This is a genomic window from Larkinella rosea (assembly GCF_003858635.1).
GTDB classification, from domain to species: Bacteria; Bacteroidota; Bacteroidia; order Cytophagales; family Spirosomataceae; genus Larkinella; species Larkinella rosea.
Map to the genome: position 1 here is coordinate 1,016,216 of NZ_RQJO01000008.1, position 13,628 is coordinate 1,029,843.

At 53.8% G+C, this 13,628-nt stretch carries 9 protein-coding genes; all 9 read right to left on the reverse strand.

What is annotated here, in order from left to right:
- Positions 1 to 16: 16 nt before the first annotated feature.
- Genes EHT25_RS12930 through EHT25_RS12970 form a run of 9 tightly spaced genes read right to left on the reverse strand, consistent with a single transcriptional unit; the run spans position 17 to position 13,618 of the window.
- Positions 17 to 766 carry a 3-keto-disaccharide hydrolase gene (locus EHT25_RS12930; RefSeq protein WP_229311519.1) on the reverse strand — a complete coding sequence of 250 codons (750 nt, stop codon included), beginning with the start codon at positions 764 to 766 and terminating at the stop codon, positions 17 to 19.
- Positions 767 to 786: 20 nt separating this feature from the next.
- Entirely contained in the window at positions 787 to 2,274 is a 1,488-nt protein-coding gene (locus EHT25_RS12935; protein WP_221622272.1) for a sulfatase family protein, read from the reverse strand.
- A 22-nt stretch (positions 2,275 to 2,296) separates the two neighbouring features.
- Complete coding sequence (locus EHT25_RS12940; RefSeq protein WP_124875079.1) at positions 2,297 to 4,411, reverse strand: prolyl oligopeptidase family serine peptidase; 2,115 nt, start codon at positions 4,409 to 4,411, stop codon at positions 2,297 to 2,299.
- A 27-nt stretch (positions 4,412 to 4,438) separates the two neighbouring features.
- The gene (locus tag EHT25_RS12945; protein ID WP_124875081.1) at positions 4,439 to 5,605 is read right to left on the reverse strand and encodes an alpha-L-fucosidase; all 1,167 of its coding nucleotides are present in this window, start codon (positions 5,603 to 5,605) and stop codon (positions 4,439 to 4,441) included.
- A 44-nt stretch (positions 5,606 to 5,649) separates the two neighbouring features.
- Complete coding sequence (locus tag EHT25_RS12950) at positions 5,650 to 6,333, reverse strand: SGNH/GDSL hydrolase family protein (RefSeq protein WP_124875083.1); 684 nt, start codon at positions 6,331 to 6,333, stop codon at positions 5,650 to 5,652.
- 14 nt (positions 6,334 to 6,347) lie between these two features.
- Positions 6,348 to 8,339: a plastocyanin/azurin family copper-binding protein gene (locus tag EHT25_RS12955; RefSeq protein ID WP_124875085.1), complete on the reverse strand. Its 1,992-nt coding sequence runs from the start codon at positions 8,337 to 8,339 to the stop codon at positions 6,348 to 6,350.
- Positions 8,340 to 8,355: 16 nt separating this feature from the next.
- Positions 8,356 to 10,194: a 3-keto-alpha-glucoside-1,2-lyase-like domain-containing protein gene (locus tag EHT25_RS12960; RefSeq protein WP_124875087.1), complete on the reverse strand. Its 1,839-nt coding sequence runs from the start codon at positions 10,192 to 10,194 to the stop codon at positions 8,356 to 8,358.
- A 15-nt stretch (positions 10,195 to 10,209) separates the two neighbouring features.
- On the reverse strand, positions 10,210 to 12,189 hold the full coding sequence (locus EHT25_RS12965) for a sialate O-acetylesterase (RefSeq protein ID WP_124875089.1): 1,980 nt from the start codon (positions 12,187 to 12,189) through the stop codon (positions 10,210 to 10,212).
- 40 nt (positions 12,190 to 12,229) lie between these two features.
- Positions 12,230 to 13,618 (reverse strand): sulfatase family protein, encoded by a 1,389-nt coding sequence (locus EHT25_RS12970; protein ID WP_124875091.1) that lies wholly within the window; start codon positions 13,616 to 13,618, stop codon positions 12,230 to 12,232.
- Positions 13,619 to 13,628: the final 10 nt, after the last annotated feature.

A 13,628-nucleotide genomic window follows, 5' to 3' on the forward strand; every position in this document is an offset into this window, starting at 1 on the left:
AAAAAACCGCGTTCGCTCAATCCAGCCGTTTGATCCGAATGTTTCGGAAGTAAACGTGGTTGCCGTGATCCTGGAGTAAAATGCGGCCGCTGTCGGCTTTGGCGTAATCCGGGTAGTCTTTGAATTTCGATTGGGCCACTTTTTCCTGAAAATCCGGACTCATGCGCTCATAGCTGGCGAGGAGTTTTCCGTTCAGCCAGTGTTCGATGTGTTTTCCGTTGACCACAATCCGAACCTTATTCCACTGACCGGACGGCAGTAATTTCTTGTTTTTGGGAGGATAAAGCAGGTAAACCGCGCCGGTTGAAATGGTGCTGTTCGGCTCCGGTTTTACTTCCGGATAATTGAAATCGTCGATGATCTGGTACTCAATGCCCATCAGCGAAGTCGTGTTCGTTTTGGCGTTTTTGATGCGATTCACCAGGTATTTGATTCCGCTGTTGGCCGATTCGGTCAGTTTAAAATCCAGTTCCAGTTCAAAATTCCGGAAACTTTCGCGCGTGATGATGTCGCCACCGATGCGTCCGCTGGTGACCGCCAGCGTCCCGTTTTCGATTTTCCAGCCTTTGTAGGGAGTGGAATCACTGGTCGAGTTTTGCCATTTATTCAGGTCATGACCGTCGAACAGCACCTCCCAGCCTTTGTTTTGATTGTTGGAGCGGTTTTCGGAATGATCGGTTTTCGTGCTGCCCATCAACACCAGAAAAACCGGGAGGGTCAACATAAGGGGTGCAAAGAGGAATTTTCGGAACGGAACGTTTTTCATTTTTAGGAAATAAAATCGGGTTAAATGGAGTTCAGAACCGGGGCAATATTGAGCGTGTCCCCCAGTTGGCGCTGCTGCTGAATCAGGCGGTTTTTCAGATCCTGCAACACGGTTTTGTAAGCCGCCTGACTGGCCAGATCCTGCATTTCGTGGGGATCTTTCCGGATGTCGAACAGCAGAATTTTCGGGGCTTTGGGGTAGACAATCAGCTTGTAGCGGTCCGTCCGCACCATCCGTTGTAGGTCCATGTAGCTGCCGTAGATTTCCGGGTAAACGCCTGCTGCTTTTTTGTTTTTGATCAACGGAAGAAGGCTGTTGAAATAGACATGCGCCGGTTTTGGAATACTCACCAGATCGTACGTCGTCGCCATAATATCCTGTAAGTAAACCTGTTGCTCTCTTTTCTCGCCTTTGGGAATCGTCGGGCCAACCACCACCAGCGGTGCCCGAACGCTGTGATCAAACTGGCTCTGTTTCCCCAGCAAACCGTGATGCCCGACGGACAAACCGTGGTCGGCCGTGAAGAAAATATAGGTATTGTCGAGCTTGCCGGTTTGGGCCAATGCCCGCAGAATTTTCCCAATCTGGGCATCCAGGTGCGAAATGCTGGCGTAATATTCCTGAATGTTCTTTTTGACGGCGTAGGGCGTTCGCGGAAACGGTGCCAACTGCTCATCCCGTAAGTCTTTCCCGCAACCCATCGCATCTTTGTACGGATACTCATCCAGATAACTGACGGGTAGTTTGATCTTGTCCAGCGGGTACAAGTCGACGTACTTTTTGGGCGATTGCCGGGGGTCGTGCGGGGCGTTGAACGCCAGGTACATGAAAAAGGGTGCGTCTTTCTGACTGGCTTTTTTCAGATACCCAACCGCATCGTCGGCCAGCACCTCGCTCCAGTGTTTGCCGCCTTTCCAGAAACCGCCGTATTCTTCGTCCCAGGGTTGCCAGGTCGTATCCTGCCGAGAAAGAGGGCGGTTGTAACCCGCCGGATTCTGGTTCGGCATCCCCGGCCGTTCGTGCGTGACGTGGTCGAAAAGCCGCTTGACATCCGTGTTGACGTGCCATTTGCCGGTCATGTACGTTTCGTAACCCGCTTTTTTCAGTTGCTGGCTCCAGAAACCGTCGGCGTTGACCAGCGCACTGAAATTTTTCTCGGCCTGCTGCGCCTTCCAAACCGGTAAGCCCGTTACCAGCATTGCGCGGCTGGCGACGCAAACCGCCCCGTGCCACGCGCCCATATTATACGCGTGGGTAAACGTGGTGCCCGCCCGAACCAGCGAATCCAGCGTGGGCGTAATCACCACCGGATCGCCCAGCGCCCGAATCGTGTTGTACCGCTGATCATCCGTGAAAATGAACAGAATATTGGGTTTTCGAGGGGCGGCTTTTTTAGGGTCAACTGAAATTCGGCTGCTCGTCAGAAGGGCGAAGCCTGCTATCAATCCAATCCAGAGCTGGATTTTGATGGATCGAAACCGGTTTTTATACTCGTTTTTGTAAAACATCGTTCGTTACCAGATTCAGGTGTTATTTCCAGACCAAACCCATATTCTGGAAAAGAAAAGCATATAAATACGCCGAGGTTTCCAGCGATTTTTTCGTGCTGCTGGCGCCGTGGCCCGAATTGACATCGACCCGAATCAGGAGCGGGCTGGGCGACGACGGACCGGCTTTGGCCTGTAAAGTGGCCGCGTATTTAAAGGAATGCGCGGGAACCACCCGGTCGTCGTGGTCGGCGGTGGTGACCAGAACCGCCGGATAAGCCACCCCCGTTTTGATGTTGTGCAGGGGCGAATAGGCGTAAAGGTACCGGAAATCCTCCGCCTTATCGCTGCAACCAAATTCCGGAATCCAACTCCAGCCGACCGTAAATTTATGAAACCGCAGCATGTCCAGCACACCGATCGACGGAAAGGCCACCCGGAAAAGCTCCGGTTGCTGATTCATGACGGCCGCCAGCAACAGCCCGCCGTTGGAACCGCCCTGAATGGCCAGCCGCTCCGGTGAGGTGTATTTTTTCGCAATCAGGTATTCGGCCGCGGCAATAAAATCGTCGAACACGTTCTGTTTGTTGCCTTTCATGCCCTGTTCGTGCCACTTCTGGCCGTATTCGCCCCCTCCGCGCAAATTGGGCTGCACGTAAACGCCCCCCTGATCGAGAAACGCAATCCGCGTCGGGCTAAACGTAGGAGTCCAACTGACGCCAAAACCGCCGTAGGCATACATGAGCGTCGGGTTAGTTCCATCGCGCTTCAGTCCTTTTTTGTAGATGATGGACGCTGGAATTTTCGTACCGTCGCGGCTGGGGTAAAACACCTGTTCCACCACGTAATCTTCGGGATTGAACGACACTTCCGGTTTCCGAAAAACCGCGCTTTTGCGCGTGGAAATCTGGTACTGAAACAACGTCGGCGGATAATTGAGCGAGGTGTAGGTGTAAAAAACGCGGGTATCGGTTTTGTCGCCACTGAATCCGGTGGCTGTTCCCAAAACCGGTAACTGCACTTCGTTCTCCAATTGTCCCTTCAGGTTGTACACGTACACGTGCGTCGCAATATCCTTTGAATACGAGGCAAATACCTTTCCTCCGGCGGTACCAACGGCCTGCAAGGGTTCCGGTTTTTCGTCCAGAAACGGTTTCCAGCGTTGGGTTGCCCGTTCATACCAGACCAGTTTGCCATTGGGCGCATTTTCGTTGGTTTCGATCAAAAACCGGTCGCTCTCGTTCGTCACCAGGTTGTATTTGAAATCCGAAAGATCATTCCCGACCGCCGTAAACCCCGTTTCGCCTTTTTTCCGGATGCGCCAGCCGTTGCCGTCTTTCCCCTTGCCGCGATCCTTGATGTACAAAATGGCGTAGTTTTCGTCCTCAGTCGTGAACACATTGTGAAACCGCTGCGGATTGGCCCGGTCCTCAAAAACCAGTTGATCGCTGGCTTGTGGGGTTCCTACCTTGTGATAAAACACCTGATGGTTTTCGTTTTTGGCCGCCATCATCGACCCCTGTGGTTGCGGATAGCGGCTGTAATAAAAACCGTCACCTTGCCAGGCCGCGTTCGACAGCTTCACCCATTCGATTTTATCAGACAACAACTGCCGCGTTTTCAGGTCCATCACCCGGTATTCCTGCCAGTCGGAACCGCCCTTCGAAAAGCCTAAAACCGCAAACGCGCCCGTTTTCGAAAGACTGAAAACCGTCAGTTTCACCGTACCATCTTCGGAAAGCGTGTTCGGGTCAATCACCACCTCAAGCTTTCCGGACTGGCCTTTCTGCCGGTATAAAACCGACTGGTTCTGCAAACCGTCGTTCTTGTAAAAGTACAGGTAGTCACCTTTCTGGCGCGGCCCCGAATAGCGGGGATAATTGTTGACTTTTTCCAAATCCGAATAGATTTTGTCTTTGAACGGAATCTGGTTCAACTGCTGGTACGTCAGTTCATTCTGGGCCTTTATCCAGGCTGCGGTTTCGGGCGAACGGTCGTCTTCCAGCCAGCGGTACGGGTCGGCCACCGTGACGCCGTGGTAGTTGTCGGTCTGATCCACCGTTTTCGTCTGCGGGTAAACCGGTTTTGTCTGGGCGCGGCCATTGCCTGACGCCAGCAGTGCGATCAAAACCGCAGGGAACCACCAAAAACGTTTCATTTCGGTCTGTTTTTTAGTTGCGAACGATCACCCAATCAGTTTGCCCACCTTGCGAAGCGTCTCGACATCGCCCTTGTGAATGTCGCCTTCGGGCAGCGGACCGGTGTTCAGCAAGAGGTTCATATTCCGGCTTTTGGCATCCGCCAGCAACTCCATAACTTCCTGTACGCCAAGGTGCCGCCGTTTGTCGTTGTCTTCCGGTTCATACGACCAGGCCCCCCGTTGCAGGGTGCTGCACGTTTCGTTGTGCTTTTTGTCGTGCGCTTCCCAAACCCGCTTCGCCAGGGCTGCTGATTCCGCACCAAAGTCGCTCTGAATCTGGTCGGCCAGCGAAGTGGCTTTCCGTTCGGGAGCCGCGAAATCTTCCGTTCCCGTCGCCCCCTGTTTGAAAGAAACCAGCGCGTGCGGACTCAATGAACGGATTTCGCGGTAGAAGTCTTCCATTGGAAACAGGTCGGGTCGGGCGTACAAACCGCGCACCGGATCGAACCAGATTCCCGCCGGATTATACTGCGTCACCAACTCCCGCAACTGCGCCTTGACGTAAGCGGTGTAGCGTTCGGTGTCTTTCTCCGTTTTGTAGCGGTATTCCGGTTGCGGTTGGGCATAGTCCGGCCGGAAGTATTGCCAGCCCGCCGTTTTCGCCGGAAAATAGGGGTGGTGCCAGTCGGCAGCTACGGAATAATACAAAAACAGGCCCAAGCCTTTTTTCTGACAGGCTGCGCTCAGTTCGCCCACCAGATCGCGTTTCGCTGCTGCGTGGACGCTGGTGTAATCCGTTTGCGCCGATTTGAACAGGCAAAAACCGTCGTGGTGTTTGGTCGTGATATTCACGTATTTCATCCCGGATTCCAGGGCCAGGTCGGTAATAAAATCAGCGTCGAACTTCCGGGCCGTGAACTCGTTCATGAGCTTGCGGTACTCCGCAACCGGCGTTTTTTCAAACAACTGCACCCAAGCCCCGCGTCCCCAGATGCTGTACAGACCGTAGTGCATAAACAACCCGTATTTAGCCTCGTTGAACCAGGCCAGCGAAGCGGCTTTGGGGTCTTTGGCGTACAGGTCCTTGTAGTTCGAGAGGTAAGTCGGAACGGTTTTTTTGGCAAGTGACGAAGCCGCTGCCAACTGCGAAGGCAGCAGGAGGGAGGTTCCGGCGAGTGATAACGTCTTTATAAAATCGCGACGATCGGTCATTGGGTTCGGGTTAACAGGTTGTAGGGAAGGGGTTTAATACGGTTTCAGGAAGGCAACACGGCGCTGATAACAGCCGTTACTTTTTGAGCTAAAAACCGGCTTCCCTCGGGTTTAAAATGCACATTTGACGGCAATTGCAGCGTGGCTAAATCAGGCAAAACCGCGCTGTATAAATCGTTGATCTGAATTTTATTTTTCTTCATAATTTTTCGCGCTACCTCGTTGTATTTCAGCACATCTTCGGCTTTTCGGTACGGACCTTCGGGCAAATCCGGATACGGTGTGGAAGTGGCAAAAATGAGTTTGGAACCGGTCGCTTTTAAGCGTTCCACGATGATTTTTAAATTGGCTTCGTATTGTTTTAAATCGGATTGGTGTGGATCGTCGGGTTTGTTGCTGTTGATCCCCGTGACCGGATCGACGTGTTTTAAATCATGCAATCCAAAATTGAAATGAATAACCGCCCAGGGCTCGGTACCGATCCATTGATCGATGCGCTGAATGCCCAGCTTGGTCCCCTGACAGTTCTCGGCCGGTCGGGAAACAACCGCCTTTCCTTCCAGCATCTGTTTGACAACCGGCGTATAACCCACTGATATAGAATCTCCGAGAATCAGGACGCGCGGTAAATCGGATGCGGTTTCGGCCAATAATTTAGTAGCGCTGAGCGTCAGTCCACCCGCTGCACCGAGCGTTTTGAGGAAGGCTCTTCGTGATACATTTTTCATGCTTTTCTATCGGTTTACTGAACGATTAATTTCCCCCGCATGACGCTGTAATGGCCCGGAAATGTGCACACGAAAGGGTAGACACCCGGTTTTTCCGGTGCGGTAAAATAAATCTTTTCGGAGCTTTCGGGTTGCAGAATGGCGGTATGAAAAAGCACCAGATCCGATGGCGGTATATAGTGAAAATCGGGACCTTTTAAACCCAACGCCAACGATAATTGCCCTACTTTTTCAACCGCATCTCCCGGTTTGGTAATGACCAGATTATGCAGCATATCGTCGTTGTTATTGAACATCAATTCGACTTTACTTCCGGCTTTTACTTTCAATTCCGCTACATCGAACTGAAGCCCCGGTTTCGTGCCGACGGTCAGGGAAATTTCGGGACCATATACCCACGATTCGGGTTGTTTCGTGATTCGTTTCGGATCTTTTTCAATGTCGTAGGGCACGCTGGTTTTTTGAGCGGACGCCATTACGGTTGCGGTTTTTCCGGCCGGAATGTTATTCAGGGTGTAATACCCCAGATTGTGCAGCAACGCCCGGCCATCGGCCGCTTGTAAACCGGCGGCTTTCACCTCGTGGATGTAGCCTTTCCTGAGACCATGCACCACCAGTTTGACCGACATCCGGTCTTTGGCGACAACGGCCTGGTGCACCATGCAACGCTGCTGATTGATGATTTTGCTGCCGTATGTGCTCCAGTAGTGATACGTAAAACCGGTGATCTCGTACGAGCTTGTTTGTGAGGCCGTTGCAGGGTTGACGGGTTGCGTAAATTCCAGCAAAAAGCCGTCGGACTGTGCCTTGATGGTCTTGATTTCGAATGGCATTTTGCCGGTCCAGCGGAGCCGTTGCAACCCGTACAACTCGGGACCTTTGGAGTTCCAGCCCCGGCTGGTCATCCCGACGAACATCGCGTGGTTGGTTCCCCACTTCATCCGGAAAACGCCCGACGAAAAACCTTCCCGAAACGGAAACGTAGCGCCCTGGTATTCCCCGTTTACCTTTTCCAGAAACACCCGGTTTACCTTGCTATGCCCCTGATCGCCAATAAAATACTGACCGGTGAAGGGGCCAAAACCACCCCGCGTCGTATCGATCAGGATGTCGGAGGTCGAAACGCCCAGCAGTCCGTGCGGAAACCAGATAGCCGGGAGCTTGAGTGCCGGAATGGTAGCCGCAACTTCGTGCATCGGTAAATCGGGCGAGCTGGGCACATCGTCCACCTTCAGCGTAAGCGGAGAGCGCGGGTCGTTCGTCCATTTTAAACCGGCGGGATTGCCCGCAAAATCACCCGGTTTCAGGTGTGTCATTCGTCCGGAACCGACCCAATCGCCCTGATTTTCGGTGTAGAAAACATCCCCGGCGGGATTAATGCCCAAACCGGCCGGGGAACGAAGCCCGGTTGCCAAAGGAGTCATTTCACCGGTTGGCGAGATTTTCAGGAGCCAGCCGCGCCATTTCGCCAGACTCGCTCCCCGACTGATCCACGAAAGATTCAGTGTCACCAGCATGTGTCCGTCTTTTGTCACCACCGGGCCGTACGAATATTCGTGGTAATTACCGGACAATGGCCAGGAATAAATCGCCTTGAAAGCGTCGGCTTTTCCGTCGTTGTCGCGGTCTTCCAGCCGGGTCAATTCCCCGCGTTGCGCCAGGTAAAAATGATTCCCGATAAACGCCAGTCCGAGGGCTTCGTGAAGACCGGAAGCAAACTTCCTAAAGATAGGTTTCTCGTTTTTTTTCAAATACGGATTTTCCAGAATCCAGACTTCGCCGTGGCGCGTGCTGATGCCGAGCTGGTTCTTCCGATTGAAGGCTAAACCGCCCACTTCCAGCGCAATGCCGGGCGGAATCGGAATCGTTTCAATCTGGTAATACCGGGATTCTTCGGTGGTGTCGGGTAGAAAAAACCGCTCAGCCCGGCCTGGTTGGATTACCAAACCAAGCAGTAGGCCAAACAGCCAGCGGGAACCGAAATAGTTTAATGGGTTGACTATCATTGGCTTTAAGTCTTTTTTACCAGATCAGCGTATAATCGATTGCATATTGACCCGGTTTGGGGGCCGAGAACAGCAACTCCTGCGTGTTACCGGTTTTGTGGATGGTCGGTTTCAGGTTCGCCGAGTTCAATACCAGGTAATAAGCTTTATCGTCGATGGCGTAAGAACCGTCGGGTAGCAATTCGATGGATTTTCCGGAAGCGAGCCGATAATCAAAGCCATTTTTGCTGGTTAAGATTACTTTTCGATTCAGACTTCGCTCTTTCGCTGAAGGACTTAGTTTGTCTGAAATGGTTACGCCAAGGCAGGTATACTGAAATGTGGGCAAACCGCTTTTGTCCAGCATATATTCAGAAAACCGGAAGGCGTTCTTTTGGTCCCAGTCCGGGACAACCGCTTTACCGCCAACGCTCCGCAGATCCGGGCCGGATGCAAATTTCTGAACCATTCCCAGCGGAATGCCGACCTGCTGATTTCCCCGCCGATTCCACATCGGCGTCGCGTCGAGAAAACCGCCACTCCAGACCTGAAACAGGCGTCCTTCCTGCAAATCGACTGTGAAATGAATGCCTTCGGGCGTGCCAATTGACAGACAGTGGGTGCGTTTGGTTTCGCCATCATCCATAAACGTCCGCTGAAGAATCGCCTGCTTTGGATCGGTGTCGATCAGAATGGGTTCGACGGGTGGTTCGTGAAAAACCGAACCAGTTGCGTGCAACGGCTGAATCGTCATGCCCGGCCCTTCGACGTACAGCGCCAGTCCCTGCCGCCAGCCGATGAATTTGTTGTAAACGAGCGTGAAAGGAACCGACCCGGCTTTGGCCGCGTATGTCTGGATGGCTTCCTGCTCAAAACCGTGCACGCCGTCGTGGAGAATCACCGTATCCTTGTCGATGATCAACAACCCCCCTCCGCCGGTTTGCAGTTTGAACAAATAGGTACCGGTTTTTGGGAAAGTGAACTGGCCCTGATACGCCAGCAAAAAGATGTCTTTCTGGCTGGCGGAATGGTAGGAAATTGAATCGATTTTCCGTTCGCCCACCGCCACAAGCGACTGATTCCGAAAGACTTCGCCGGGCGATTTGTATTCTTTAACAACCAGATTCGACACGGCCAGCGGTTTTCCCTCGTCGAGTTTGTAAGCAATCGCTTTCAGGGCTACGCGCCCGTGATTGCCCTGAATCATCAGCGGGCCGAGCGGTTTTTCGTCCTTGAACGCGCCCGACCGCGTGGGACCGCTCACCTCAAAATCCTTTTGAACCAGCACGCCGTTGACGTACACCTCGACAAACCGGGCGTTGGCGATCTTCCGGCCCTGAGAATCGAATTTTGGCGCTTTGAACCAGACCCGAATGTGCTGCCACAAACCGGGGGCTTTGCTGGCGTTGATCCGGGGTGCCGACCCTTCGTAACCCAGATTGGTCACGGTATCGGTGCGTTGATAAATGCCACCCAGATCGCCGTATTTCGGTTTGTCGCGTTTCCCCCAGCTATCCTGCAATTGCAATTCGTAGCGTCCCTGGAAATAGATCCCGGAGTTGGAGTTTTTGGCCATCATAATGTCGGCTTCCAGCTCGATATCGCCGTGTTCGAACCGGGTAAACAGATGCCCCCGGTTTTGCGGGTCCGAGAGGTTGGCCAGAATGCCCGTTCCGGGAAAACCCTCCAGCGCCTGCTCGACCTGCCGATCGGCAAACGCATTGCCGACGATCTTCCAGTTGGCGGTTGTCGGTCGGAAGGCCGAAAGGTCGGTGAGCGGCAGGGGCGTTAAGGGCAAACTCTTCACCTTTTCCTGCGAATAGCCCTCGGAAAAACCGCCCATCAGCAACCCAATCATTAAAAATAAAATTCTCATCCTATTGTCAGTCAGCTACTTGAATCGTGTTTCGGCCGTGATGCCTTTCCAGGTATCCGTGCGGAACGGAGCCGCCGGAAAACCTTCTTTGTTGTACAGATTCGCTTCGATGTTGTCGTCGGACCAGCCATAGCGCACGGCTACCGGTTGGCTCACCTGATCGCACCAGACCACCACTTTATCGCCCTGAATCTCCGCCTTTGCCCAGTGGAATTTCTGATCAGAACCGGCCACTTCGAAGCCTTTGAGGTAGGCGTATTTGTCCGAAGCGGTCAGGCCGCTGCCGGTTTGCCCAAACGTCAGTGTTACCTTGTTTCCGCTGATCTGCTGCGATTGATAAACCGGACCGCCGGGTAAAACCGATTGCTGGTAGACGGTTTTCAAGGCGCTGTATGCCAGTCGTTTGCCAACATCCTGCTTGTTTTTGGGGTGAATATCGTTCGTTTCGCCGATGTCGGACGTAACCGCCATGCCGGTGTTTGGTACGGTCGTCAGCGTCATCGCCTGCGCTTCCCGCAACTCGGCCCAGGTGCTGCCTTTTTCGCTGGTGCCGCCATTGGCACCATAACTCGCCAATTGGACGAACAGAAACGGGAAGTCTTCACCCCAGCGTTTCCGCCAGTCGTTGATTAGGAGCGGAAAGGACTTCCGGTACTGGTACGCCCGCCCGGCGTTGGATTCGCCCTGGTACCAGATGACGCCCTGCATGGCGAAGGGAATCAGCGGAGCCACCATTGCATTGTACAGAATGGTTCCGGCGACGTTGGCACCCGTAAACTGGTTGTTGTCCACGGACGTCTCCACGCGGTATTTCCAGTCACCGGCCAGCGGTTGTTCGTACGAATCCCGGGTTATTTTCAATTGCTCGGCTTTTCCGCTAAAACCGCCAATGCTGCCGAGGTCTTCGATACGGACCGCAATGACATTTTTACCGGCTTTCAGGACATTCGGCGGAATGATGTACGTGCGGCCTTCCGGCACTTTTTTGGTCGATTCGCCCACTTTGACGCCGTTGACGTAGGTCCGGTCGAAGTCGTCGATGCTACACAGATTCAGCACCATGCTTTGACCGGCCCATTCGGCGGGAAGTGTAAATTCTTTCCGGACCCACACGACACCGTCCAGACCCGAAAGGATTTTGAGGTCAAAATAGCCTGGTACGGCCATCGTCTGCCAGTTCGAATCGTCGAGCGAAGCGCCCGACCAGCTTTGAACGGTTTCGGCGTCGGGAAAACCGCCCTGTTGCTGAATAATTACTTCGTCCAGTTTTTTCTTCCGCGATTTGCTCAGTTCTTCGAGCGAAACCGGCATGCTGGCGAGCGGTTCCTTAAATTCATCGAAGCTGTTCATGGCCTCCCGGCTGATCCAGGATTCGACCTGCGTGCCACCCCAGGACGTGTTCAGGAGACCAATCGGCACCTGCATACGGTTGTAGATTTCGCGGGCGAAGAAATAGGCGACTGCCGAAAAATTGCCCACGGTTTCAGGCGTTGTCGCCTGCCATTCCCCGCCGGTCACATCGTCTTTGGGCGTCAGGCTTTTGTCGTGCGGAACCTTAAAATGGCGGATTTGCGGAAAATTGGCGGCTTTTTTCTCTTCCTCCGCTTTGGCCGACCGGTTGACCAGCATTTCCATGTTCGATTGTCCCGAGCAAATCCAGACCTCGCCCACCAGCACGTCGTCCAGCGTCAGGGTGTTTTTTTTGCCAGCAACCACCAGTTGATAAGGGCCCCCGGCTTCGGTCGGGTCAAGTCGGATCAGCCATTTGCCGTCCTTGTCGGCTTTGGCGGTTTTGGTCTGCCGCTGCGGTCCGGCCCCGATGAACTGCACCGTCACCTTTTCACCGGCAGCCGCCCAGCCCCAGACCGGAATAGGTTTCCGGCGTTGCAGCACCATATGGGAACCGAAAATCTGGGGCAAACGGACCTCGGCCCAGGCTTCAAAAACCGTCAATGCCAGCAGTAAAACCGCACAAGTTCGTAGGAAAGCTTTCATTAATTTCAGGTAAGGGTCTGGTAAATTTTCAAGAATCATGTCAGTAATCTTCGCCTTTTTCGCTCTTCTGACACGACGAAAGCCAGTCGTCCAAAGCGGTTTTCATCGATGCAAGCACCATTGGATGCGCTTCCGAAATGTCCTGCAATTCGGACGGATCGTTCAGCAGATCGTAGAGCTCGTAATGGATGCCGTCGTCGGCTGAGTAAATCTTGAACTGGTTGTCGGTATACGCCCGTTGCTTATAGGACTTAAAACCAATCGGTTTAGGCCGTTGGGCGGTGTCGGTAAAAAGCAGCGGAAGCACATTGATGCCATCCATCGGCCGCGGATTGCCCGGAACCGAATAGTCGAGTAGCGAAAGAATTGTCGGAAAATAATCGCTGGTAGTGACCGGCACGCTGACTTTGCGGTGAGTTTTGATCCGCCCGGGCCATTCCAGCAGCGCCGGAACCCGAATGCCGCCTTCGTACAGACTGCCTTTTCGCCCGCGAAAAATGCCGGCCGTTCCCTGCTGCCGTTTGCCGGGATGTTGGTCGATGCCGCCCCCTTCACCGGCCGGGCCGTTGTCGGATGCGAAGAGAATCAGGGTGTTATTGGCCACGCCCAGTTTGCGGAGTTCCCGGCGTAAGCGACCAATCTGCTCGTCCATCGCCGTAATGCAGCCGTAATAATGCTGGTGATTGTCGTCCAGACCGGGGTACATCGCCCGGTAGTTCGGACCGGCCACCACCGGCGAATGGGGCGTGTGAAACCAGATGACGGCCAGAAACGGCTTCTTTTTCTGAACGGATTGTCCGATAAACGGAAGCGCGCGATCCATGATAATCCGCGAATCATCGCCTTCCAGATTGTCTTCCGCAAACCGGTCGGGGCCCGTCCAGTAGTGGGTTTTCACCATCTGATCTTTCATCGGGTCCCAGGTCGGAACGGCCTGCTCGGTCGAGAAGCAGGTTTCAAAACCGTTCTCCCAGGGGGGCGAAAATTCATCGTTGGCTTTGCCGCCCCGGTGCCCGTCGCGGACGGTTTTGCTCAGGGTACCGAGGTGCCATTTTCCGAAGTGACCGGTGGCGTAGCCGTTGGCTTTCAACACTTCCGCCAGCGTGGTTTCCTGCGGTTTGATGTGGCCGACGTTGGCAAAGAAAATACCGTACCGCTCCGGATTCCGGCCGGTCAGGCAACTGCCCCGCGTGGGCGAGCAAACCGGCGCCCCCGCATAAAACCGGGTGAATTGCAGGCTGTTCGCGGCCATCTTGTCCAGCTCCGGCGTTTTGATTTGCGGATTTCCGTTGAAACCGACATCCCCCCAGCCCAGATCGTCGGCCATCACCAGAATGACATTGGGCCGAACCTTCGACGGTTTTTGGGCCCGAATGTCGTCCGGTTTCAGGAAAATCAACAGAAGAACCAGGGGGATGATCCGTTTCATGCGGTGGTAA